Source organism: Devosia sp. RR2S18 (assembly GCF_030177755.1).
GTDB classification, from domain to species: domain Bacteria; phylum Pseudomonadota; class Alphaproteobacteria; order Rhizobiales; family Devosiaceae; genus Devosia; species Devosia rhizosphaerae.
This window is the reverse complement of sequence record NZ_CP126539.1, coordinates 2,469,657-2,492,845: the sequence shown is the minus strand read 5'-3', so window position 1 is coordinate 2,492,845 and position 23,189 is coordinate 2,469,657. Positions and strand designations below refer to the sequence as shown.

The window sequence follows — 23,189 nt, the reverse complement described above, 5'->3', positions numbered from 1 at the left end:
GATGAGTTCGGCAGATCTACCGGCGCTTGCCCGTGCTGAAAGGCTGGACATTCCGGCGGAATATCAGAAGCAGATATTTGAAGGGGCAGCTGGCCTCAAGGCTGCCGCTGAAGGGCTGCGCAGCGCGAGAGGTGAGCCAGCGCACGTCTTTACGCTGGGAGTTGAGGGGCCCGGACTCACGGCGGCAGCCTCGCCAATGGCGTCTGCGGACCAGGGTGCTGCCAACAAGCCGCTGCACGAACTCACTATCCTCGAAGCAGGTGCTCGCCTGCGGGCTGGAAGCTTGTCCTCGGTTGAATTGACCGAGGCGGCGCTAGCGCGGATCGAGGCGCTGGATCCGGTTTATCATGCGTTCATCTCGGTGACGAAACAGCGGGCACTTGCCGATGCCGCAGCAGCCGACGCAGCGTTTTCTCGCGGGGTCGACAGGGGCCCGATGCAGGGAATTCCTTACGGTCTCAAGGACCTGATCGATACGGCAGGCATTAAAACGACCTGCCATTCAAGGCTGATGCAGGACCATGTGCCTGACACCGATGCCGTGGTCGCCAGACGCTTGAAAGATCGTGGCGCAGTACTGCTCGGCAAGCTGTCGACCTATGAGTTTGCGGTGGTGGGGCCGAGTTTCGACCTGCCGTTCCCCTCTGCTGTAAATCCCTGGAATGTCGATCATATCACCGGCGGTTCATCGTCGGGATCCGCTGCTGCCGTAGCGGGGGGATTGCTCCGGACCGCCATTGGTACCGATACCGGTGGCTCCGTGCGCTCGCCCGCCGCTTATTGCGGGGTGGTGGGGCTAAAGCCAACTTATGGCCGGGTCTCTCGCGATGGCGTGTTTCCACTGAGCTGGAGCATGGACCATGTGGGGCCGGTAAGTGCGACGGTGGGGGAAGCTGCGGTTACCCTCGATGCCATCTCCGAACCGAATCGCGGTGCTGCTGCAGCCTCGAAGCTGGGGCAGCAAGAGCCTCGATTGCGAGTAGCTTATGCGCGGAATTGGCACCTTGATGCTAACGGACTGTTGCCCCCGACCGCAGCACTTTTGGACCAGGCGGCAAGCCAACTGTCCCTTTTGGGCTATGAAATTCAAGAGGTTGAGCTTCCTGACTACCAGGAAATCGAGGATTGCGGGGCGGTGATCCTGCAGGCCGAGGCCTATGCCATCCATGAGCATAACCTGCGTTGCAGGGCCGGGGATTACGGGCGGCTCGCCTATCAAAGCCTGGCATCGGGGTTCGCGCTTTCGGCTGCCGATCTGCTGCAAGCGCAGCGGGCACGGACCGCCATAGCAGAACAGATGAACCGGGTACTGGCGGGCTGCGATGTATTGCTGACCGCAAGTGTGCTGGCAACAGCACCCAAGTTCAGCGAGTTCGATGGCATAGCGCCGCGCTGGACGGCGATGCGGACCTTGCCGTTCAACCTGACGGGGCATCCGGCCTTGGCTTTGCCGATTGGCTTTGTGGACGGGCTGCCGGTGGGCATGCAGTTGGTTGGCAAGCACTGGGACGAGGCCACGATCTGTCAGGTCGGGCATCACTATGAGCAGACCACCGGCTTGGCCGACCTTCGGCCGCCACTGCCCAAGAAAGCGGCGTAGAGCACAAGCTTTCAGTTTACCAAGTTGCATACGTATGCAACACTGTTCTCAAGAAGTGGAGGAGGCGTCCATGCCGACATGGCTGAAGCGCGGTAAGGATGTCGAAGCGCGGCTAGAGGCTGACCGGCAGGTTCGCGCGACCGTAGAGACGATGCTGGCAGATATCGAGAAGCGAGGCGACGAGGCCGTCCGTGAGCTGTCGCGCAAGTTCGACAAGTGGGATCGTACCGACTTTCGTCTGAGCCAGTCAGAGATCGAGGCGTGCAAGGCCGAACTGTCCGAGCAGGACCTTGCCGATATCGAGTTCGCCCAGGCGCAGGTCCGCAACTTTGCTGAAAAGCAGAAGGCAACAATGCTCGATCTTGAGGTCGAGACCCTTCCTGGCGTGATCCTCGGCCACAAGCATGTGCCGATCAGTGCCGTCGGCTGCTATGTGCCGGGTGGCAAATATCCGCTCCTGGCGTCCGCTCACATGTCGGTGATTACCGCCAAGGTAGCTGGCTGCGAGCGGGTCATTACCTGTGCGCCGCCCTTTGGAGGCAGACCCGCACCGGCGATTGTCGCCGCACAGGCGATGGCCGGTGCCGACGAAATCTATGTGCTAGGCGGCATTCAGGCGATCGGCGCCATGGCGATCGGTACCGAGAGCATCGATCCGGTGGACATGCTGGTCGGTCCCGGCAACGCGTTTGTTGCCGAGGCGAAGCGCCAACTCTACGGTCGGGTGGGCATCGATCTGTTTGCCGGCCCAACCGAGACTTTGGTGATCGCCGACGAGACGGTGGATGGCGAGATCTGCGCCACCGATTTATTGGGCCAGGCCGAGCATGGCCCCACATCGCCGGCCATTCTGCTGACCAATTCGGAAAAGCTGGCCCGCGATACCATGGCCGAGATCGAGCGGCTACTGGAGATCCTGCCCACGGGAGAGGTCGCGCAGCAGGCTTGGCAGGACTTCGGCGAAGTGATCGTTTGCGAGGACTATGACGAGATGCTGGCGGAGGCAGACCGCATCGCCTCCGAGCATGTGCAGGTGATGACCGACCGCGACATGTGGTTTCGGGACAACATGCGCAATTACGGTGCGCTCTTTTTGGGGCCGCGGACCAATGTGGCTTATGGCGACAAGGTCATCGGCACCAATCATACCCTCCCCACAATGAAGGCGGCGCGCTATACCGGCGGTCTCTGGGTGGGGAAGTTTATGAAGACCTGTACTTGGCAGACCGTCACATCTGACGAAGCTTCGGCAATGATCGGCGAATATGGCTCTCGGCTGGCCATGCTCGAAGGCTTTGTCGGCCACGCCGAACAGGCCAATGTGCGGGTGCGTCGCTATGGCGGCAGGAATGTGCCATATGGCACGGCGGCTGGGCCACGCACCGAGGCGGTGAAATAGCGATGGTCCTGCCGCGTACCCCCAGCTTTCGCCTCGACGGTAAACGTGCCCTTGTTACCGGCGGCACGCGTGGCATCGGGCTGGGTGCATCCGTGGCATTGGCGGAAGCCGGAGCCTATGTGACGGTGGCGGCGCGCACGGCGGAGGACGTGACCCGGGTCGTCAATGAGATGGCGGAGGCGGGGCTTGCCGCCGAAGGCGTCGCGATCGACATCACCGATACCGACGCCGTGGCGGACTTCATCGCTGAGGCGGACCCTTTCCAGATACTGGTGAATTCGGCGGGCACGGCGCGGCACAGCGAATTCGTGGCGGCGACTGAGACCGACTATCGTGCGGTGATGGACCTAAACCTCGCTGCCACCATCTTTGTCTCGCAGGCCGTGGTCCGGCGTCTGCTCGCTACGGGGCAGGGTGGCTCCATCATCAACATCTCTTCGCAGATGGGGCATGTGTCAGGGCCGCGGCGCTCGATCTACGCAGCTAGCAAGCACGCTGTTGAAGGATTGACCAAAGGCATGGCCATCGAGCTTGGCGCCAGCAATATTCGCGTCAACACTGTGTGCCCGACCTTTATCGAGACCGAACTGACGGAGAAGAGCCTCAGCGATCCCGAATTCAGGGCCTGGGTCCTGTCCAAGATCAAGCTCGGTCGGCTTGGGCGGGTGGAGGATATCATGGGCCCGATCGTGTTCCTGGCGTCCGATGCCGCCGCATTGGTGACCGGCACATCGCTTCTGGTGGATGGCGGATGGACAGCGGAATAGGCGGCAAAAAGCCGGGCGTCACGTCCTCGCAGGTGGCAGAGCATGCCGGCGTGTCGCAGTCGGCCGTGTCGCGCACCTTCACGCCAGGCGCTTCCATTTCGCCCAAGACGCGAGCCAAGGTGCTCGCTTCGGCCAAGGTCCTGGGCTACCGGCCTAATGCCATTGCCCGCTCGCTGATCACCTCACGCTCGCGCATCATTGCCGTGGTGATGGCCTATCTCGAGAACCTGTTTTATCCCGATGTGCTGGAAGAGTTGGGCCGCGCTCTCGCCGCGGAGAACTACCATCTGCTGCTGTTCACCGGCTTCATGGACCGCGACAGCGATCCCGTCTTCGATCAGCTGATGCAGTATCGCGTGGACGGGATCATCTTGGCGTCGACCTCGCTCTCCTCCGAACTCTCCGAGGAATGCGCGACGGCCGGTATCCCCGTTGTACTGTTCAACCGCACCACCGAACGCGACGCGGTTTCCAGCGTGACCACCCGAAACCGCGAGGGCGGCAAGCGCATCGCCGATTTCCTCGTCGCTGGTGGCCACAAGAGCTTTGGCTATATCGCCGGTCTCGAGAACTCGTCGACCAACCGCGACCGCTTCGAGGGGTACCGGGACGCGCTAGCGGCGCATGGCTTCACCGAGATCACCATCGGCACCGGCAACTATAATCGTGCCGACGCGGAGACAGCGGCGCGGGAAATGCTATCGCGCTCGGACCGGCCTGAGGCGCTGTTCGTTGCCAACGACCACATGGCCGTGGCCGTGATGGATGTCGCCCGCTACGAGTTCGGGCTTTCGATCCCGAAAGATCTCTCCATCGTCGGCTATGACGACGTCGGCCCGGCGCGCTGGACCAGCTACGGCATCACCTCGATGAGCCAACCGCTCAAGAAGATGGTGGAAGCCACGGTCGACATCCTGATGGATCAGATCACCAGCGGGGAAATAGAGGCTGAGCACCGCATCCTGAGCGGCGACCTGGTGGTCCGCGGCTCCGCCCGCCTGACTGAGGCAGGGCTCGTGGAGAGCGACGGCCGCCGCATCTACCGACCGCGCGAGAGCTGACATGCACAAACTGCGTAAGCTGACGGCCTGTGTACGACTATCGGTGCATACGAATGCAAATCACTACGCTATTCTCATTCGCGATTTGAAAGGACACCTGCAATGACCACGAAGTGGACCCAGGACGCCATGGAACCGCGGCTCGTCCGCTATGCGGACCTCAAAGGGCTACGTAACGCCTTCATCGATGCGCGCACCCCCGGTTCGGACCGCAAGGAAAACTTCACCATCATCGGGCCGGGCGTCAGCGAAAACCCGGCGCAAGTGGTGCATATTCCCGAAGCCCACGGGTTTAACGTCGGCGCAGCGCGCCAGCCGTTCGGCTGCACCAACTCGCAGCATTCCCACCTCACGGCGGAAACCTTCGTGGTGCACACGGGCAAGTGGCGCTTCGTGTTCGGCGCCAACAAGGACGAGGGCTATATCGACGTCGATCCGGGCGACGTCGCCACCGTGCCCACGCACATGTTCCGCGGCTTCGAGAAGCGCGACGAGGGAACCGGCTTCCTCTTTGTAGTGCTGGGACATGACGATCCGGGCAAGGTCGTCTGGGCTCCAAGCGTCTTCCAGATGGCCGAAGATTATGGGCTGAAGCTGCTCAAGGGCGGCAAGTTGGTGGACACGACACTGGGCGAAACCGTGCCCGAGGGTGCCGAACTCGAGCAGCCCCCGAGCGCGGAGAAGCTGCGGGAACTGGCCACGCCGCCGCTGGAAGAACTGCAGAAGTACGCCATAAAAGCGGCTGACATCAAAGGCGATCCAAACTCCCCCTTGGCTGGCGAGGGCGTGGAAGAAGCGCCCGTCATCGGTGATGTGGATGGGCAGGACGGCATCAAGGCTGGCCCCATCAGCGGACATTGGCAGCACGATTTCACCCTGCGGCGCCTGAAGCTGGAAACCGGCGCCAGCATAGCTCAGCACAGCCGCGCTGAGCAGGAGGTGATCTTCGTGCAGTCTGGGACGCTCGAGTTCAGCTGGGACGGGGGCAAGCTGATCATGGGTGCCGGCGACACGCTGACTGTTCCGATCGGGCTGATGCACGGCTTCCGCAACCCTGCTTCGGCCGATGCAATCGCCTTTGTGATCCGCGGGGCAGCGTCTCCCGCAGCGCCCCAGTTTGCCGCCGCCCAAGCAGCTGAATAACCCTATATTGGCCCGGCTTCGGTCGGGCCGCTTCTTGAAGAGAGGACCTATGCCCGACATTTCCGCCGAAGTGCTGGACGCCCTGCGCAGATCCGACACGCCGACCGTCTGCAACGCACTGGAGCATGTGATGGGCGGGCGCACGGCAGAGGGCTTTACCAAGCAGCCCATTGTCTGCGCGGACCCGGACCTGCCGCCGGTCGTGGGCTTTGCCCGCACCGCCAAGATCCGTGCTTCTTCGCCTGCGCAAAAGCCGGCGGCGGAAGTACGGGCGCTGCGCCTCCAATACTACGAATATGTCTCGGCGGGCGAGGGACCGAACGTGGTGGTCATCGAGGACACCGATTGGCCCAATGTGATTGGTGGCTTCTGGGGCGAGATGCAGGTTGCCCAGCACAAGGGGCTGGGTCTTGCCGGTACAGTAACCAATGGCGTGCTGCGCGATCTAGCCATGCTGGATGAAGGCTATCAGGTGATCGCCAGCCGAGTGGGGCCGAGCCACGCCTTTGTGCATGTAACCGAGCTCGATTGTCCGGTGAACGTGCTGGGCATGGCGGTGAAACCCGACGACTTGATCCACGCCGATCGGCACGGTGCGGTAGTCATCCCCGCCGAGCACATCGAGCGTATGGCTTGGGCTATCGACGTGGTGCTGCGCAAGGAAGTGCCGATTTTGACCGCGGCGCGGGCGCCGGGGTTCACTATCGAGAAGCTGCGGGCGGCCTGGGCCGAGGCGGACAAGATCGGCTGAGCGCGGGGCGAAATCCACCGTACCCCCACCTAGCCTCCCCTGAGAGGGGGAGGGATGGCTTGCGTGTGTTTAGGGCTGATGCTGCCCCGGCTAGCAACCTGTTCCTCCCCCTCTCAGGGGAGGCTAGGTGGGGGTGCTTTCCCCTATCCGTTCTTCTTCTGCATGCGATCCAGACGGAGCTGGGCGGCGCGGCGGTGGCCTTCGAGTCCCTCGCTGGCGGACTGGCGAGCAGCGGGTGGCGCGACCTGCTCGACGCCGCGTTCGTCCAGCCATTGATGCGTGGCGATCTTGACGTAAGCACCGACCCAGAGCCCGCCGGTATAGCGGCCTGCGCCCATGGTGGGGAGGGTGTGGTTGGTGCCCGAGTTCTTGTCGGAATAAACGACGCTGGCGAGCTCGCCGATGAAGAGGGAGCCGTAGTTGCGGAGCTTCTTGGCAAACGCCTTTGCGTCGGCCGTATGCACCTGCAGATGCTCTGCGGCGATCAAATCGGAATAGGCGATCATCGCCTCTTCGGAGTCACAGACCGTGATCTCGCCATAGTCGCGCCAGGCGGCGCCAGCGGTGCTGGCGGTGGAGAGGGTTGCCAGCTGCGCCTCGACCTCGCGCAGGGTGGCTTCCGCCAAGTCTCGGTCGGTGGTGATAAGGCCCACACGGGTGCGGATGTCGTGTTCGGCCTGGGCCAGCAGATCGGTGGCGATCATCTCGGCATCGCCGGTCGCGTCGGCGACCACGAAGATCTCGGAGGGTCCAGCGAGTTGGTCGATTCCGACGGGGCCGAAGACTTGGCGCTTGGCCTCATTGACGAAAGCATTGCCAGGGCCGACGATCTTGTTGACGGCGGGAACCGTCTCGGTGCCGTAGGCGAGGGCGGCGATGGCCTGCGCACCACCAATGCGGAAGATGCGGTCGGCTCCCGAGAGATGACAGCCGGCGATCATCGCCTTGTGCGCGTTGGGCGGCAGGCAGGCGATGACCTCGTCGACACCCGCCACCTTGGCAGGGACAATGGTCATTATCGGAGCCGACAGAAGGGGATAGCGGCCACCAGGGACGTAGCAGCCGACCCGCTCGATCGGGATGACGCGGTGGCCCATATGCACGCCGGGCAGGGGTTCAACCTCCAGCGGCAGGATGGTCGCAAGCTGCGCTTGGGCAAACTTACGCACGTTCTCGATGGCAAACTCGGTGTCCTTGCGGGTTTGCGGGTCCAGTTCAGCGAGAGCTTGCTCGCGCTCCTCAAGTGTAACTTCAAAGCTTTCCAGTTCGGCCTTGTCGAACTTAGCAGAATATGCCCGTACGGCCTTGTCGCCATTCTCCCGGACATTGGCGATGATCTCGGCCACGAGGCTCTCGACGGGGGCATTGTCGCTCAGCGAGGAGCGCTCCGGCGCCTTGACATAGGTGACGCCGGGAAAGGGCGTGGCAGGGTCGGTGGTCATCTGAGAAACGCTCCAATGCAGCAGATCATGCGGCCGGCACCACGAAGAGGAACGGTTTTGCAACGCATTCTCGTGGCGCTACGCGGCTGGATTTTTGATCTTGCATACGTATTCAATATTTGCCAGTGTTTTTTACCGAGAATGGCCCGGTCGCGGTGGTGGCCGCCGCAATGGCAGAGATGAACAGACCCTTTCCCCAGTTCCAGACAGTGAAAAGTAGCGACGGCTTTGACGTGCCGCTCCTCCTGCTACCGGGGACGGTGTGCGACGCACGATTGTTCCAGCCGCTGCTCGAACTGCTCGGTCACCCCCATGCCCGGGTGATGAATATCACGGGGGAGCGGAGCACGCCGGAGCTGGCGGCCCGGATCCTTGCCGATGCGCCGGAGCGTTTTAACCTGATCGGGTTTTCGCTGGGCGGCATCGTCGCGCTCGAGATGATCGCGCAGGCGCCACATCGGATTGCTGGGCTGGCGCTGCTCGACACGACGCCGCGCCCCGATCCTGAAGCCAACGCCATCACGCGCCGGGGCGCCGTGGCGAAAGCGCGGCTCGAGGGCATGGACGGCTATATCTTCGATGCGTGGTGTCGCCTCATTTCATCGAGTAACTCCGAGAGTGCGGCCTTGCGCGAGACCATCCTGGCAATGGCGCGCGATGCGGGACCCGAGGTGTTGGACAGCCAATCGGAAGTTGCGATCCATCGCGTGGACAGCCGGCCCAGGCTGGGCGCCATCGATGTACCAACGCTGGTGCTGGCCGGCGCTGATGAGCAGGTATGTCCGCTGGAGGCGCATGAAGAGCTGGCCGCAGGTATTCCCAACGCGCGCTATTTTACCATTCCCGCAGCGGGGCATTTCGCCCCGCTTGAAAATCCCGCCGCAGTGGCGCGTCATGTGCGCGACTGGCTGGCTTCCACCACGAAAAGTGCCGATCAGGCAAAGCAAGGAGCAGATATGAGCGACGTCCCCGCCAATCCAAAGACCAAGGGCGCTTCGCCGTCTGCGATGGAAGAGTCGGTGCTCCAGGTGGAGCGGCACGATTATGCCGATCTGGCACCAACAAATCGGCCGCGCGCGCAGTCGCTGGAAGGGTTTGACGACATCTACACCGACATCGTCGACTACATCATCCGCTGCACGCACAAGATCTGGGACGAGCGCGATATCGGCCTGATCTACACCCACTACACCCACAACTGTGTGCTCTATGGCACCACGGGCACCATCTACAACCGCGAGGACGTGGTGCGCGACACCATCCAGCGGCTGGTGAGTTTCCCAGAGCGGCGGGGCATGGGCACGCAGGTGATCTGGAACGGGAATGATCAGGAAGGCTTTTACACCAGCCATCTGGTAACCGGCTCGGGCCGCCACACTCAGCATGGCCATTTCGGCCCACCGACGGGGCGGCCTTTCGTGTCGCGCACGATTGCCGACTGCATGATCTACCGCAACAAGATCTATCGTGAGTGGGTGGTGGCCGACAGCATGGCCATCATCCAGCAACTGGGTCTCGATCCGCATCATTTCGCCATGCGGACCGCCAAGTCCAAGTTTGATGCCGGCCTGCTGTCGCTCGACATCGGCGAAAACCGCCGCTTCCTCGGCCAGACGCCACCCGCAGATAAAGCCGATACCAGCCTGGCGCATAACGATGTGGAAGCCCAGACAATCGAGATGCTGCACGAGGTTTTCACCAAGCGCATGTTCGGCCGTATCGCACAGGATTATGCGCCGAACGCGCAGTATCATGGGCCGCTGATGAAGGAACTGTATGGGCAAGCCGCCATCATCCACCAGCATCTGGGGCTGATTGGGTCGCTACCCGACGCGTCCTATGAAGTGCAGCATGTGGCCTCCAACCCGTGCGAGGAGGGCGGCACGAAGGTGGCCGTCCGCTGGGTCATGGAAGGGCACCATCTTGGCTACGGCATTTTGTCGACGCTGGGTGACCCAACGGGCAAGCGCGTGCAGGTAATGGGCATGAGTCATTACCACTGGAAGAACGGCAAGATCGTCGACGAGTGGAACGTCTATGACGAATTGAGCCTATTGGTGCAGGTCAAGCTCGCCCAACTGGCAGATGCCGGCAAGGAGGAGCGGGCGGAACTCGCCTAGAAAGCATATGGGCCGCTTGTTCTGAGCAAGTGGCCCATCAGCTTGCGACCGGCCGAGGGCGCTCATCGCCAATGGAGCGGCCGCTCAGCCCCTCGTTTGCTGCGGCGAGTAGCCAAAACGACGTTTGTAGCAAGTGGCGAAATACTGGCTCGATGAGAAACCGCACTCCAGCGCGATCTCAGTCACCGTGGCTGCGGCCCGTTCGGAGAGCCATTTCCTAGCCGCCTCCAACCGCACCATCTGCAGGTAGCGGACCGGCGTCATATTGGTTAGCGCTTGGCAATGCTGTGAGAACTGCGTGCGCGACAAGCTGCATTCAGCGGCCATGTTTTCGAGCGTCCATTGCTGGTCGAGCGCATGGGGAAGGCGATCCAAAAAAATCTGCACGGTGCGCTTGGAGCTGGCGAGATCTTCGTTGAGGGTTGGCGCCTGGCGCTCCAGCTGCTCCATGAACTGCAGAAGCAACATTGAAATTTGTAGACGCAGCCGCGTCTCGTTGCTGGCAATATCCTCGCTCGAAACCACCTCGTCAATTTCCATGAAACTGCGCGCTACCTCGCGGCTGGCCGTCAGCACGTGCTGTTCGTTGCGCGACAGGAGTTTGGTGAGCCGAGCGGTATCGCGTTCCGACCAAGCCATCCAATCTGGCCACAGCCAATCCTCGTGCGGGCGACGCACGCCGACGTCGAATAGCACCCAAACGATCTGGCTGGCTGACACATGCGGATCGCCGAACTGGTGCAATTGCCAGGGGCGAACAACGAACATCTGCCCCTCGGTCAACTCGTGCCGATGGCCGTCGACTTTGAGCACCATACTTCCGCGGGCCAGATAGGCGATTTTGACGCCCTCATTGCAGTGTTCCTTGAGGCCCCAATCCTGCGCACGGGCTGCGTCCCAGCCGCCCACCGACAGCACTTGTGGCAGCGCATCACCCAATGGCTTGCCGGGGTATTTCCGACGGGTCCAGGCATTGAGCGTCACCTTGCCGGCAAGCGCCGCCTGATAAAGGTCAGAGCAGTTGCCTGCGTACATCAGGGCGCCAGGTTCGGTGAACACTGCCGGGCGGGACAGGGCGCTCATGCGCATTTCAGCATTCATCGGTTGCTCCCCTTGTTCAAAATCTACCACTGTTCTTATTCGAACGCGCGGCGCCTTCTCCTGCGCAATGATCGTCACGTCCGCCTCCTGAGGCCTAGGCTAGAGAGTCGGATGCCTGAAAGTCAACGAGAGTAGCGGAAAGCGCTGCCAAGAGAGATTTTCGGGCGACGGAGGAATTTGACCAGAGCCGCGTCCGGGCGCGTTCAATTTCCGCTGGTGGCGACGATTGCAGCGCATGTTGCACGTACCTCAAGCGGAAAGCGCCGGTGGTGGGGAGAGAGAAACGTTTATGAAGCTTGGCATCAATCTGCTGTGCTTGACCGATTTTGTGACCGAAGCGCATCTGCCCGCAATCGGGCAGATCAAGGCGCATGGCTATGATGGCGTCGAGGTGCCGGTGTTGTCTGGCGACCCTCAGCACTATGCCTGGTTGGGCAAGCAGCTCGATGCCATGGGACTCGAGCGCTGCACGACCTCCATTGTCCCCGGCTCCGAGATGAGCCCGATCTCGTCCGATGCCGAAACGCGGGCGGCAGGCCGCAAGCATCTCGACTGGGCGCTGGACTGTGCCATTGCCTTGGGTGCGCAAAGTGTTGGCGGCCCCATCCACGCGCCAATCGGGCACTTCACCGGAACAGGGCCAACCGAGAGTGAACTGGCTTACGGCGCCGAAGCGCATCGTGCCCTAGCCGAGCGCGCCGAGGCCAATGGCATCTATCTCAGCCTCGAACACCTCAATCGGTTCGAAACCTACTTCCTCAATACCACGGCGCAATGCCGGGACTACGCACGCCGTGTGGATCATCCCGCCTGCCGGATCATGTACGACACGTTCCATGCCAATATCGAAGACCGCGATCAGGTCGAGGCCTACGAGATTGTGGCTCCCTATGTCGGGATCGTCCACATTTCGGAAAACGATCGCGGTATTCCGGGGCGAGGCCACATCGACTTCGCCTCGATCATGGGCGCGGTGCGCCGTTCCGGCTACGATGGTTGGGTGACGCTCGAAGCCTTTGGCGCCGGTCTTCCTGCCATTGCCGCCGCGACCCGCGTCTGGCGCCCACTCTTTCCTGACTACGAAACGCTGTATGGAGAAAGTGCCGCCTTTATTCGGCGCACCTGGGATGCCGCCGGGCGGGAGCTTGCCGCGTGAGCGATAGTCCCGTCATCGAAATGCGCGGCATCACCAAGAGCTTCCCAGGCGTCAAAGCCTTGCGCGACGTGTCGTTCGCCTGCCGCCGCGGCGAGGTTCATGCGCTCTGCGGGGAAAATGGCGCCGGCAAGTCGACATTGATCAAGATTCTCTCGGGGGTTTATCGCCCCGACGGCGGAGAGGTGCTGATCGATGGCGTCGCCCAGCAGTTCAGCCACCCCCAACAGGCGCTGCTCGCCGGCATATCGGTGATCTATCAGGAATTCTCGTTGCTGCCCGAGCGCAGCGTAGCGCAGAACCTGTTTCTCGGCCGCGAGCCGCGCAGGAACGGGCTTATCGACACCAAGGCTATGGTCGGCGAAACGCAACGCGTCCTCGGCCTCTTCGGCGTGCGCCATGGGATCGAGCCGGATCGGCTGGTGGGCGACCTTGATGTGGCCAGCCAGCAAATGGTGGAGATCGCCAAGGCCATTTCGCTCAACGCCAAAGTCATCGTCATGGATGAGCCGACTGCGGCGCTCAACGAAACCGAGTGTGAAGTGCTGTTCATGCTGGTGCAGCAGCTTCGCGCCTCCGGTACGGCGATCGTCTACATCACCCACCGCATGCGAGAGGTGACCCGCGTTGCCGATCGGGTTACCGTGATCAAGGACGGCGAAGTCGCCGCGAGCTTCGACCATGTGCCGGAACCCGAAGTCGTGGTTCGCTCCATGGTCGGCCGCGACATCTCCGAGTTCTATCCGGAACCCGCGAGCGCTGCCGAAATCGGCAGGCCTGCGCTCCAGGTGTCGGGCGGCGGAAACGACGCCCTGAGCGACATCAACCTGGAACTGCGCACCGGCGAAATTGTTGGGTTCGCCGGGCTCCAGGGGGCAGGGCGAACGGCACTCGCCATGGCGCTTTTCGGTGCCCAGCCCTTTACCTCGGGCACGATTACCCTCGAGGGCAAACCCGTCGCCCTCAAGACCCCACGCGATGCCATCCGCGCCGGCATCGGCATGCTCCCGGGCGATCGCAAGGCCAGCGCGCTGGTGCTGATGCAATCTGTCCGCGACAACGGCATGCTCACCGCCCGGGGCCTCGCCAATCCCTTGGGTGATCGCAACGCCAACAGCTTCATCGATATGGCGGGCATGGATGCCCTGCTCGACCAAATGAAAGTGCGGGCGCCCAGCTATGAGCAGGAGATGCGCTTCCTCTCTGGCGGCAATCAGCAGAAAGCGATCGTAGCACGCTGGCTGGCGCTTAAGCCCAAGGTGCTGATCTTCATCGAACCAACGCGCGGCATCGATGTCGACGCCAAAGCCAGCATCTACCATCTGATGCGCGATCTGGCGCGTGCCGGTGCCGCCGTGATGATGGTGTCTTCGGACCTGCCTGAAATCCTCGGCGCCTCGGACCGCATCCTGGTCATGCGCGCGGGCCGGCTGGTGGGTGAGTTCGGGCGCACGGCAAGCGAGGCCGAACTGATGCTGGCGGCAACCGGCGAAGCCGAGGAGTTGGTGGCATGAACAGCGCGTCTCAATCGGCCGCACGACAGCGTTTCCGCTTCGATCGCCACGCTTCGACCATTTTGCTGCTCGCGGCGATTTCGCTCTATGTTGTCCTTGTGGTCGCGCTAGGCGAGACCCGCTTTCTGACGCTCGATAATCTGGTGGCAATCCTCGGTCGATCGATCACTCTGGGAATTACGGCCATCGGGCAGACCTTTGCCATCCTTGTGGCCTCGATAGACCTCAGCGTCGCCAGCGTGATCTCCGCAGCGGCGGTGGTAACCTCGGTGGTGATGAATGGCGAACCCGCCATGGTGCTGCCGGCGCTGCTGACCGTGCTTGCCATGGGTGCTATTGTCGGCTTCATCAATGGCCTCATCATTGCCAAGCTCGACGTCAATCCGCTGATCGCCACATTGGGCATGTCGCTGATAATCCAAGGTGTACTCTCGTACTATTACAATAACTTCGCCGGCAATGTTCCAGTAGAATTTCAGGTTTTTGCCTATGGTTCCTGGGGCATAGTTCCTTATTCTCTGATTTTCATGTTCGCGCTTGCGGGGTTTGCCTGGTTCGTTCTGCGCTTCACCCGCTTTGGCTCCGACATCTATTCAGTGGGCGGAAACAAGGACGCGGCGCGGCTGGCCGGGATCAAGACCGACCGGGTGATAATCGGCGCCCATGTCATTTGCTCACTCTGCGCTGCCATTGCCGGCATCTACCTTGCGTCCCGCCTGCGCTCCGGGGCGCCCTGGATCGGCGCCGAGGGCGTCTATGATCTGGAGTCCATTGCCGTTGTGGTCATCGGCGGAACGGTTTTGGCCGGAGGGCGGGGCGGCATCTGGGGCACCATGGCTGGCGTCATCATCTTTTCCCTGATCGACTCGATCTTCAACGTCGCTGGGGTGGATGCGTTCATAAAGCAGGTGCTCCGCGGCATCATCATCGTGGCTGCAGTGGCGTTCTATGCCGCCCGTTCACAGAGGGTGGCGGCATGACCGATCAGTCCCTCCCGCGGCCCGAACTCAAGAAGCGCGGTTTGCCCAAGATCAACCCGGTCTACGTCTTGCTGGTGGCGCTGATCCTGGCCATCATCGTCATGAACCCGGCCTTTGGCGAGCCGACCGGCTACATGAACTTCCTCAAGCGCGCTGCCGCCCTGGCCATCCTCTCGGGTGGAGCGCTTTATGTGATCGTTTCGGGTGGATTTGACCTCAGCGTCGGCTCGATCATGACGCTGACGGTTATCGGCTCCTCCATGCTGGCCAGCAATGATCCCAACTCGACCTATTGGATCATCCCGCTGATGCTTGGCATCGGTATGGTGATCGGCCTCGTCAATGGTCTGGTGGTCAGCTACCTCAAAGTGCCTTCGCTGATCGCGACCCTGGGCATGATGATTACCCTCAATGGCGTTGCCTTCACCTGGTCCGGGGGCGCTCCGCGCGGCTATTTGCCCGACACTTTCCGCTTCTTCGGCCGCAACAACATCACCGACATTCCGCTGATTGGGCTCTTGCCGATCGCCGTGATTTGTCTGGCGGCGTTCGGCGCCATTCTTTGGTGGGGCATGCACCGCACCAATTTCGGGCGCCTGCTGCATGCGGTCGGCGACAACCCACAGGCTGCCCGCCTGGCCGGTGTGCCGGTGCAACGGGTACGCATTTCCGCCTTCGTTGTTTCCGCACTGACTGCGGTTCTGGCCGGCGTGATCCTGGGCGGCCGGGCCGGGGTCTCAGTGGATATTGGATCAGGCTACGAGCTGCAGGCGATAACCGCAGCCGTCATTGGCGGTGCGCAACTGCTGGGCGGCCGCGGCTCCGTCCCCGCAGCGATTGCCGGGGCGCTGGCGCTCGAAGCGATCTTTACCCTGCTCAACCTGCTTGGCTTGGCGCAGCCGGTTCGGCTCGTGGTGCAGGGACTAATTCTCATCGGCGCGGTTGCGCTTGCCACCTCTCAGCGCAAGCGAGCCGGACGATGAGTGTCGACAGGCGGCTGATTGCCACCTGAGGAACGTGAGAAAACCTCACAAGGGAGGAAGACGTGAAGAAGACTTTTACAACCCTGGCCATCTTCGGCCTGCTATCGGGAACAACGTTCGCGCAGGCGCCCAATTTCGATGATCCCGCCGAGTTCGAGAAGCAGCGCGAACAGCTTACCGCAACCTTCAACGGCCCGGCAGACCAGCCCTACCTGCAGTATGCGGGCGATGAAATGGTCGACACATCCGAGTTCCAGAAAGAGGGGCCCTGGACGGTGTGCTTCTCCAATGCTGGCGTCAACAATCCGTGGCGTGTGGTGGGCTACACCAACATGACCGAGGAAGCCAAGCTGCATCCCGAAATCGGCACCTTTACCCATGTCGATGCTGAGGGATCGGACGACAAGCAGATCGCCGATATCGATGACCTGCTAGCCGGTGGCGATTGCGACGCCTTGATCGTGTCGCCGAACTCGACGGCCGCCCTGACGCCGGCTGTTGAAAAAGCCTGCGCGGCTGGTCTGCCGGTCATCGTCTTCGACCGTGGCGTCACCACCGACTGCCCCGTCACCTTCGTTCACCCGGTGGGTGGCTATGGCTTCGGCATCCAGGCGGCTGAGCATATCATTGCCAATGTCCCTGAAGGCGGCAACGTGTTGATGTTGCGGATCCTGCCCGGCGTGGACGTGCTCGAAACCCGTGCCTCGGGCGCGCGCAACATGTTTGCCGAAGCGGGCCTGACGGTGCTGGGCGAAGAGTTCACCGATGGCGACAATGCCAAGACCAAGTCGATCGTCGAAGACTACCTGCAGCGCGGCAATATCGACGCCGTCTGGATGGATGCCGGCGCGACCGCAGTAGCGGCTGTCGAGGCGTTCGAGGACCAGGGCTTTGATGTCCCGGTCGTAACCGGTGAAGACCAGCAGGACTACCTGCAGAAATGGCGCGACCTGGGCTTCAAGGGGATCGCACCAACCTATCCAACCTACCAGTGGCGCACGGCCCTGATTGCTGCGGTCAATACGCTTAAGGGCGAACCCGTCCCCGGACCGGAATGGGTGCTGCCGCAGCCTGCCATCACCGAAGACGTCCTTGATGAGTATATCAACGAGAACATGCCACCGCTGCACTACGCCATGTGCGGCTGTGAGGACATGCCGAACTATCCCGAGGCCTGGGGTGGCTCGGAGTAATCAGGATGGGGCGCCTCACGGCGCCCCTAACTTCTTTCGGAAGGGAGTCGAGGTGAGCCAAATCGAGACTGAACAATACTGGTCAAAGCCAACTGGGATGCTGCCCAATAGCCGCTTCCCGCTCCTGGTGCACCGAGACGCAGTTCCCGGGGGTGGGGAAGGTGCCGTAGAGGGTCGCTTGCGCACCAATGGCTGGTTCAACAACTGGCGCTATCCCGGCATCTATGACTATCACCACTTCCACTCCACCACGCACGAATGCCTCGGCTGCGCCCGCGGCTGGATGGAGGTCACGTTGTTTGGTGAGGGCGGCCAAACTGTGCGCGTGGAGACCGGTGACATCATGGTCCTGCCGGCCGGCGTGTCACATTGCATGGTGGGCAGTTCCGCGGACATCCAGATGGTCGGTGGCTATCCCGACGGTCGCGACTGGGACGATGTCCAGCAGGCCAAACTCACGGAAGAAGGGCGCCGCCAAGCGGTCAAGCGCATCATGATGCTTCCCATTCCGGCACGTGATCCGGCGCTAGGCCAGCCGATGCACCACTGGATCGAGGCACCGTCGTCTGTCGATGCCGGTCTCAACGACTTCCGGTCCGGCCTGGGCTAGAGCTGCGTGGCATCACCGCTCAACCAGTGAGTATGGCAAGCCATGGCGCTATAGTTCTGCCGATTGCCGCCAAGCATCGAAAGCTTAGTAGCTGACGATCTGGCTTAAAGCGCTAGTCGCTTTGCACGCCTTTGAGATCGGCCACTATGCGGCACTGCAGTCCCTCTGGTGCGAAGTCGAGTTCGACTGTGCTCTTCGCCCCCGTTATGCCGCTTCGCACCAGCCGCGAACCGAACCCGCTCTGGGTCGGAGGCACGACCGCCGGACCCTCGCTCTCGGTCCAGACCAACTCCAGGGCAGGGGCCCCCTCCAGTGTGGAGTGCCGCCAGGCGACCGAGATAGCGCCTTCGTCCCGCGACAGCGCGCCATATTTCAGGGCGTTGGTAAGCAGCTCATGAACGATAAGGGCGATCGATGTCGCTGCACGTGGGCCCACATGAAGGTGCGGTCCCTCGATGCGTATGCGTGAAGCTCTGCCCCTTTCTTCGGCGAGCGCCAGCGCCTTGCCGATCAGCTCGCCAAGTGGGGTTCCATCGGTGCTACCGGCGACCAGAATGTCCTGAGCGCTGCTGAGCACTGCCAGACGCTGCAGGATTGCCTGCCTGGCGGTTTCGGTGTCCTGCGCTCCGCGAAAGGACTGGTTCACCACACTTTGAGTTACAGCGATCATGTTCTTGATGCGATGACCGAGTTCCTGCGTCAGGAGGTGCTGCAGCTCTTCGGCGCGCTTCTGCTGGGTGCGGTCGCGCAGAATCTTGAGGAACCCCTCTGGTGGCCCACCGTCTACAAGAGGCAGCATTTCGCCGCTCGCCCAGAAAACACTTCCGTCCTTTTTTACGTGCCAGCGTTCGTCAATGCTGCGACCGTGGCTGAGTGCGTTTCCCAACTCCATGGCGGGAATGTTGCTGGCGCGATCTTCCGGCGTGAAGATGATGTCGACAGATTGCCCGATGGCGTCCTGCGCTGCCCACCCCAGGATGTCCTCCGCGCCAGGGCTCCAATAGGTGATGGTTCCCGCCAGATCCATGGTGATGATCGCGTAATCGGTGGCGCTTTCGAGCACCAGTTTGGCGATTCTTTCCAAGGATCTGACCTCTATGCTGAATAATCAGGCGCAACATGGCGGTGACGCAGCCCAGTTGCAACCAGAGTGGCTGGCGGGGAGGCAAAATAATCGGGACGACAGCACCGAGAGCGCCTCTTAGCCGAGAGGTTGATGCCTTCCGAACCGTTCTGCAACTCTGGAGTTCTACAAAGGACAATGGAGACAGTTCAATAGAATGCCAAACCCAGATTTCGCAGGGCGACGTGTGCTGGTCGTTGGAGACGATTATCTTCTAGGGGCCGACATTGCAGACGAGATCATGTCTCACAACGGCATCGTTGTTGGACCCGCAATGACGCTGGATGCCGGTGCCGAGATGCTCCGCGCCGAGAAGCCTGACGTCTGCATCCTGAACATAAGAGTGGGGCAGGAGATGATCTACGGACTGGCAGATGAAGTCAGGCTGGCGAACATACCCTTTGTATTTGCCAGTGGTGAGAGACGGGACAGCATCCCGGACCGCTTCTCCGATATCCCGCTCCACCCCAAGCCGATCAACATGATCAAGGTCGCAGCCGCGTTGATCGGCTATCAAGACTAGAAAACGTGTTCGGCTCCACAGCGGCTCTTTGTTTGCCCAGTCGGAGTTGTGCCCGCAGACGCGTTTCAACGCAGTTGTTCCACAGTATTGCACTTGCCAGCAGGCTGGGGACCAAGAATCGGGAACTGACAAAGTGTTGAGGCGAGCAGTAGAGATCATTAACCGAAAACGTTAGGGCGGTGTTTGCTGGCAATGTCCACAATGTGGGCAGCAAGCAGGATGCCACGCGACATGAGCTACGAAGTCGAAAGATTGAATGCGTTGAAGGCGCTCAATCTTCTCAATACCCCGCCAGCCGAGAGCTTTGACCGGATAACCCGAATGGCAGCGCAGATCTTCGGACTGCCGATCGCTGCCGTCTCCCTGACCGATGCAGACCGGCAGTGGTTCAAGTCGCGGGTCGGGGTGGATCACCAGGAAATCCCTCGCGAGCTGGCCCCGTGCGGCGAAGTCGCGGACAGCTGCGGTCCCCTGGTCATCCGGGACTTCCAAGCCGATGCGAAGTACCGCGACAGCGTCCTTGGGCAGAGTGGCGTCCGCTTCTATGCGGGGCACCGCTCACCACCAGCGACGGCTATACGCTAGGTGCGATGTGCGTCCTTGGCACCGAACCACGAGACATCACCGAACAGGAGACTAAGGCGCTGAGTGATCTGGCAGCCATGGTCATGGCGCAGATCGAGCTGCAACACGCCTATGGGCGCGTGGATGCCTCGACCGGCCTCTCCAACCGCAACCAGATGGCCGAAGACATCGAGGACGCCGCCCGTGACCAGCCCGGTGGGGAGCGCGTCGCCGTTTTCATCGACCTTCTGCCTGTCGAGCAGCTCTCGGACAGTCTTCGTGTCCTGGGCCCGTCTTTTGCCGACGATCTGGCTGCCAGCGCCTCCCGCCTGCTCAAAGACAGCTTTCCCGACACCAAGCTCTATCATATCGACCATACCCACTTCGGCCTGGTGCTGAATACGCTTAGTCCCGAAGAGATCTACGGCACGGCCGAGCGCATCCGGGCGACATTGGTGAACTCTCATGGACCCGATTGCGTGTCATTGCCCTTCCGGCCAGCCATCGGCATGGCTCCGTTTCGGCTGGGCGTCACCACGGCCAAGGATGTGCTGAGGACCGCCAGGAGCGCGGCGCAAGACGCCCGTGACCTTCAACGGCCGGTCGCTATTTATTCCGATGACCAGGATGAAGCCCATCGGCGGCGCTTCAAGCTCGTGGCCGATATGCCCAATGCCCTCGCGGCACCCGATCAGCTGCGCCTGGTGTTCCAGCCGCGCCTGGACTTCAAGTCGGGGGCCTGCGGGGGGCGGAGGCCTTGTTGCGCTGGAACCACCCTGAGCTTGGATCCGTGCCGCCGGCCGAGTTTATTCCCATCATCGAGAAGGCAGGGCTCGCCCGCGCCGTGACGGATTGGGTACTGGACGCTGCGCTGAGCCATATCGCTGGCTGGAACGCCGAGGGGCGGCGACTGCAGATATCGATCAACATTTCAGCCTCGAACCTGGACGAAGAGGACTTCTCCGAGCGTGTGCTGCGGCGCGTCCAACAAAGTGGCACCCCGCCTGGATCAATGGAACTCGAAGTCACCGAAAGCGCCCTGATCCGCAATGGTGATCGGGCACTTGCGCATCTCAACGTCCTGCGGTCCGCTGGTGTCAATATTGCGGTGGACGATTTCGGCACGGGCTACAGCAGCCTTGCCTACCTCAAGCGCATTCCTGCGCACATCGTTAAGATCGACCGCTCTTTCGTGCAGGAGATGGAGCGCGCAGAGAAGGATTTGCTGCTCGTCACCTCCATGATTGGCATGCTGCAGGGCTTGGGCTTCCGGATCGTGGCTGAGGGTATCGAGACAGCCGAAGCCTATCGGCTCCTCGCGCAAGCTGGATGCGACGAGGCACAGGGCTACTATCTTGCCAAACCCCTGGAGTTCGCCGCCTTCGAAAGTTGGTTGTCCGAAGCGCAGAAGGCTCGCGCTTGACAGTTCCGAGGTACGGCAAAGCTTTGTGTAGACGCTACCTGCGCATGCAGTAGAGCAACGGCGCTGGTGCCCATCAATCGCTCTCCTCCAGATCCTCGATGAGGAACTTCATCTCCGCGATCTCGCGCTCTTGAGTCTCGATAATCTGGTCGGTGAGTTCGCGGACGCGCGGATCGCTGATTTGCGCTCGCTTGCTGGTCAAGATGGCGATGGAGTGGTGCGGGATCATGGCCTGCATATACTCGGAGTCGTCGACCGTCACCTGGCTGCGGACCAGCCATAGGGCCAAGGCGAACACCACCACGGCGCCCCCGAAAATGGCGAAGTTCCAAGTCTTGTTCTTGTACATGTTGAGCATGAAGGCGAGCATGACAATCGCCATGGTGGCGCCCATGACCAGAGCCATCCAGGCCCGGGTTTCGCTCCAGAACATATGCTCGAACGCATAGGTGTTGAGATACATCAACCCGTACATCACCACCGTTGAGGTGGCGATCATGGCGGCGAACCGCCAGTAGGACATCTTCATCTTGTCCATCTTCTTGTCGGATTTGGAGGTAAGTCGTCCTTGGAGTTACGGTCGTGGTCCATGCGGGTCTTCTCCTTTCCGTCAGGGGCAGACGCCTGCATGGAGCCGCTGTTCCATAGTCGCCCACCACGGTGCCCGGAAACAGCTCCAGCTCAAGGCAAGCGGCCCTGGACATAGGTTAGGCGCAAGGCGAGCCGGCACCTTAGGGCAAGTTGCTCTGAGGCAAGACGGGAACATCGGCCGCTCTGTGGCTATTGCCCCATCAGCAGTGGCTAGGGGGGAATTATGGCACGGGTGTTGACGCTGGCCATTCCAGCAGAGAACCGAACGGAACTCCTTGATCACTTGCAAGGGATCGACGGTGTTGTGGCGATCTCTGTGCAGGTAGGCGGCTCGTCTCGTCCCGACGGTGATGTGATTACCGTGCAGGCGACCAACCGGGCTGCAGAACGCATCTTCGGTGTCATGCAGACCATGAAGATCGCAAAAGGCTCCTGTATCGCCATGAGCGAGCTCACCGCATTGGTGGCGCCAGACGATCGCGGGCCGGTCCAGAACGAGCGCAATGAATCCCCGTGGGAGGAAGTAGAAACGCTTCTACGTCGAGAGACCAACCTGTCCCTCAACTACTTGCTCCTGATGACGCTTGCCGGCGCGGTTGCCGCAGTTGGTCTCCAGCAGGATCAATTGCACATCGTCATCGGCGCCATGCTCATCGCCCCTGGTTTTGAGCCCCTGGTGAGGATTGTTTTTGGTCCTGTGACCGGCGTCTGGTCCGAAATGCGCAAGGGCCTTGTCTCGACGCTTGTGGGCTATCTTATGCTGGCGATCGGCTCCGCCATAGGGTTCCTGCTAGCCATAACTGTGGCTCCGGCCCCTTGGGGCGATGTTCTGGACCAGCACTGGATAGAGTTCTGGTCCAGCTTCTCGTGGGCTGGCGTCCTCACCGCGCTCTTGGCCGGCCTCGCGGGGTCTGCGGTCGTAACCTCGCGTGAAACCGTGTTTGCCACGGGCGTCATGGTGGCGCTCGCGCTTATCCCCAGCATGGCAATCTTCGGCTTGGGGTTGGCCGCTGGAGATCTGGAACTAGCCATGAGAGGGTTGGCGCGCTGGGCTCTGGAAGCGTTTCTCGTCCTCTTGGCTGCAGGGGCTGGCGTTCTAGCCAAACAGGCTCTTCTCCATCACCGCAAGACACTGCCGTAAAGCTTTG

The 23,189-nt window shown here is 61.6% G+C and carries 22 protein-coding genes; 18 read left to right on the top strand and 4 right to left on the bottom strand.

What is annotated here, in order from left to right:
• Position 1 precedes the first annotated feature (1 nt).
• From QOV41_RS12295 to QOV41_RS12270, 6 genes are all read left to right on the top strand, one after another.
• Positions 2–1,600 (top strand): amidase, encoded by a 1,599-nt coding sequence (locus QOV41_RS12295; protein WP_284576948.1) that lies wholly within the window; start codon positions 2–4, stop codon positions 1,598–1,600.
• A gap of 70 nt (positions 1,601–1,670) precedes the next feature.
• Positions 1,671–2,999: a histidinol dehydrogenase gene (hisD, locus tag QOV41_RS12290; RefSeq protein WP_284576946.1), complete on the top strand. Its 1,329-nt coding sequence runs from the start codon at positions 1,671–1,673 to the stop codon at positions 2,997–2,999.
• Between the two features lie 2 nt (positions 3,000–3,001).
• The gene (locus QOV41_RS12285; protein WP_284576944.1) at positions 3,002–3,766 is read left to right on the top strand and encodes an SDR family NAD(P)-dependent oxidoreductase; all 765 of its coding nucleotides are present in this window, start codon (positions 3,002–3,004) and stop codon (positions 3,764–3,766) included.
• Positions 3,751–4,827: a LacI family DNA-binding transcriptional regulator gene (locus QOV41_RS12280; protein WP_284576942.1), complete on the top strand. Its 1,077-nt coding sequence runs from the start codon at positions 3,751–3,753 to the stop codon at positions 4,825–4,827. Before QOV41_RS12285 ends, QOV41_RS12280 begins: the two co-directional genes overlap by 16 nt.
• Positions 4,828–4,929: 102 nt before the next feature.
• The gene (locus tag QOV41_RS12275) at positions 4,930–5,970 is read left to right on the top strand and encodes a cupin domain-containing protein (protein ID WP_284576940.1); all 1,041 of its coding nucleotides are present in this window, start codon (positions 4,930–4,932) and stop codon (positions 5,968–5,970) included.
• A 49-nt stretch (positions 5,971–6,019) separates the two neighbouring features.
• On the top strand, positions 6,020–6,721 hold the full coding sequence (locus QOV41_RS12270; protein ID WP_284576939.1) for an RraA family protein: 702 nt from the start codon (positions 6,020–6,022) through the stop codon (positions 6,719–6,721).
• Between the two features lie 143 nt (positions 6,722–6,864).
• On the opposite strand, the gene hisD (QOV41_RS12265) is transcribed toward QOV41_RS12270, so the two are convergent.
• Positions 6,865–8,163 carry a histidinol dehydrogenase gene (gene hisD / locus QOV41_RS12265; RefSeq protein ID WP_284576936.1) on the bottom strand — a complete coding sequence of 433 codons (1,299 nt, stop codon included), beginning with the start codon at positions 8,161–8,163 and terminating at the stop codon, positions 6,865–6,867.
• Between the two features lie 179 nt (positions 8,164–8,342).
• Between hisD (QOV41_RS12265) and QOV41_RS12260 the strand changes: the two genes are divergently transcribed.
• Complete coding sequence (locus tag QOV41_RS12260) at positions 8,343–10,283, top strand: alpha/beta fold hydrolase (RefSeq protein WP_284576935.1); 1,941 nt, start codon at positions 8,343–8,345, stop codon at positions 10,281–10,283.
• A gap of 84 nt (positions 10,284–10,367) precedes the next feature.
• On the opposite strand, the gene QOV41_RS12255 is transcribed toward QOV41_RS12260, so the two are convergent.
• Positions 10,368–11,462 carry a helix-turn-helix transcriptional regulator gene (locus QOV41_RS12255; protein WP_284576933.1) on the bottom strand — a complete coding sequence of 365 codons (1,095 nt, stop codon included), beginning with the start codon at positions 11,460–11,462 and terminating at the stop codon, positions 10,368–10,370.
• A gap of 211 nt (positions 11,463–11,673) precedes the next feature.
• Here QOV41_RS12255 and QOV41_RS12250 point away from each other — a divergent pair, with 211 nt between their 5' ends.
• The 6 genes from QOV41_RS12250 to QOV41_RS12225 all read left to right on the top strand — a co-directional run bounded on the left by QOV41_RS12250 (position 11,674) and on the right by QOV41_RS12225 (position 17,817).
• Positions 11,674–12,540, top strand: coding sequence for a sugar phosphate isomerase/epimerase family protein (locus QOV41_RS12250; RefSeq protein WP_284576931.1), 867 nt, complete (start codon positions 11,674–11,676; stop codon positions 12,538–12,540).
• A complete protein-coding gene (locus tag QOV41_RS12245) occupies positions 12,537–14,051 on the top strand; it encodes a sugar ABC transporter ATP-binding protein (protein WP_284576929.1) in 1,515 nt (504 codons plus the stop codon). Before QOV41_RS12250 ends, QOV41_RS12245 begins: the two co-directional genes overlap by 4 nt.
• Entirely contained in the window at positions 14,048–15,031 is a 984-nt protein-coding gene (locus QOV41_RS12240) for an ABC transporter permease (protein ID WP_284576927.1), read from the top strand. The genes QOV41_RS12245 and QOV41_RS12240 overlap by 4 nt, the downstream gene beginning before the upstream one ends.
• The gene (locus QOV41_RS12235) at positions 15,028–16,014 is read left to right on the top strand and encodes an ABC transporter permease (protein ID WP_284576925.1); all 987 of its coding nucleotides are present in this window, start codon (positions 15,028–15,030) and stop codon (positions 16,012–16,014) included. Before QOV41_RS12240 ends, QOV41_RS12235 begins: the two co-directional genes overlap by 4 nt.
• Before the next feature lie 62 nt (positions 16,015–16,076).
• Entirely contained in the window at positions 16,077–17,207 is a 1,131-nt protein-coding gene (locus QOV41_RS12230; RefSeq protein ID WP_284576923.1) for an ABC transporter substrate-binding protein, read from the top strand.
• 52 nt (positions 17,208–17,259) lie between these two features.
• Positions 17,260–17,817: a cupin gene (locus QOV41_RS12225; protein WP_284576921.1), complete on the top strand. Its 558-nt coding sequence runs from the start codon at positions 17,260–17,262 to the stop codon at positions 17,815–17,817.
• A 112-nt stretch (positions 17,818–17,929) separates the two neighbouring features.
• Here the strand turns inward: QOV41_RS12225 and QOV41_RS12220 are convergent, their stop codons facing one another.
• Positions 17,930–18,901 (bottom strand): sensor histidine kinase, encoded by a 972-nt coding sequence (locus QOV41_RS12220; protein WP_284576919.1) that lies wholly within the window; start codon positions 18,899–18,901, stop codon positions 17,930–17,932.
• 196 nt (positions 18,902–19,097) lie between these two features.
• On the opposite strand from QOV41_RS12220, the gene QOV41_RS12215 reads away from it, so the two are divergent.
• The 4 genes from QOV41_RS12215 (at position 19,098) to QOV41_RS12200 (ending at position 21,450) form a co-directional block, all read left to right on the top strand.
• On the top strand, positions 19,098–19,463 hold the full coding sequence (locus tag QOV41_RS12215) for a response regulator (protein ID WP_284576917.1): 366 nt from the start codon (positions 19,098–19,100) through the stop codon (positions 19,461–19,463).
• A gap of 231 nt (positions 19,464–19,694) precedes the next feature.
• Entirely contained in the window at positions 19,695–20,048 is a 354-nt protein-coding gene (locus tag QOV41_RS12210) for a GAF domain-containing protein (RefSeq protein ID WP_284576916.1), read from the top strand.
• A gap of 5 nt (positions 20,049–20,053) precedes the next feature.
• Positions 20,054–20,875: a diguanylate cyclase domain-containing protein gene (locus QOV41_RS12205; RefSeq protein ID WP_284576914.1), complete on the top strand. Its 822-nt coding sequence runs from the start codon at positions 20,054–20,056 to the stop codon at positions 20,873–20,875.
• Positions 20,818–21,450, top strand: coding sequence for an EAL domain-containing protein (locus QOV41_RS12200; protein ID WP_284576913.1), 633 nt, complete (start codon positions 20,818–20,820; stop codon positions 21,448–21,450). The genes QOV41_RS12205 and QOV41_RS12200 overlap by 58 nt, the downstream gene beginning before the upstream one ends.
• Before the next feature lie 73 nt (positions 21,451–21,523).
• On the opposite strand, the gene QOV41_RS12195 is transcribed toward QOV41_RS12200, so the two are convergent.
• Positions 21,524–21,988: a DUF305 domain-containing protein gene (locus QOV41_RS12195; protein ID WP_463054425.1), complete on the bottom strand. Its 465-nt coding sequence runs from the start codon at positions 21,986–21,988 to the stop codon at positions 21,524–21,526.
• A 276-nt stretch (positions 21,989–22,264) separates the two neighbouring features.
• Here QOV41_RS12195 and QOV41_RS12190 point away from each other — a divergent pair, with 276 nt between their 5' ends.
• A complete protein-coding gene (locus QOV41_RS12190; RefSeq protein ID WP_284576912.1) occupies positions 22,265–23,182 on the top strand; it encodes a DUF389 domain-containing protein in 918 nt (305 codons plus the stop codon).
• Positions 23,183–23,189 lie beyond the last annotated feature (7 nt).

Coding starts and splice junctions, on each gene's coding strand:
- QOV41_RS12195 (WP_463054425.1), bottom strand. CDS start 21,988: ATGGACAAGATGAAGATGTCCTACTGGCGGTTCGCCGCCATGATCGCC.
- QOV41_RS12250 (WP_284576931.1), top strand. CDS start 11,674: ATGAAGCTTGGCATCAATCTGCTGTGCTTGACCGATTTTGTGACCGAA.
- QOV41_RS12210 (WP_284576916.1), top strand. CDS start 19,695: ATGAGCTACGAAGTCGAAAGATTGAATGCGTTGAAGGCGCTCAATCTT.
- QOV41_RS12190 (WP_284576912.1), top strand. CDS start 22,265: ATGGCACGGGTGTTGACGCTGGCCATTCCAGCAGAGAACCGAACGGAA.
- hisD (WP_284576936.1), bottom strand. CDS start 8,163: ATGACCACCGACCCTGCCACGCCCTTTCCCGGCGTCACCTATGTCAAG.
- hisD (WP_284576946.1), top strand. CDS start 1,671: ATGCCGACATGGCTGAAGCGCGGTAAGGATGTCGAAGCGCGGCTAGAG.
- QOV41_RS12215 (WP_284576917.1), top strand. CDS start 19,098: ATGCCAAACCCAGATTTCGCAGGGCGACGTGTGCTGGTCGTTGGAGAC.
- QOV41_RS12235 (WP_284576925.1), top strand. CDS start 15,028: ATGACCGATCAGTCCCTCCCGCGGCCCGAACTCAAGAAGCGCGGTTTG.
- QOV41_RS12205 (WP_284576914.1), top strand. CDS start 20,054: ATGTGCGTCCTTGGCACCGAACCACGAGACATCACCGAACAGGAGACT.
- QOV41_RS12275 (WP_284576940.1), top strand. CDS start 4,930: ATGACCACGAAGTGGACCCAGGACGCCATGGAACCGCGGCTCGTCCGC.
- QOV41_RS12295 (WP_284576948.1), top strand. CDS start 2: ATGAGTTCGGCAGATCTACCGGCGCTTGCCCGTGCTGAAAGGCTGGAC.
- QOV41_RS12260 (WP_284576935.1), top strand. CDS start 8,343: ATGAACAGACCCTTTCCCCAGTTCCAGACAGTGAAAAGTAGCGACGGC.
- QOV41_RS12280 (WP_284576942.1), top strand. CDS start 3,751: ATGGACAGCGGAATAGGCGGCAAAAAGCCGGGCGTCACGTCCTCGCAG.
- QOV41_RS12270 (WP_284576939.1), top strand. CDS start 6,020: ATGCCCGACATTTCCGCCGAAGTGCTGGACGCCCTGCGCAGATCCGAC.
- QOV41_RS12240 (WP_284576927.1), top strand. CDS start 14,048: ATGAACAGCGCGTCTCAATCGGCCGCACGACAGCGTTTCCGCTTCGAT.
- QOV41_RS12285 (WP_284576944.1), top strand. CDS start 3,002: ATGGTCCTGCCGCGTACCCCCAGCTTTCGCCTCGACGGTAAACGTGCC.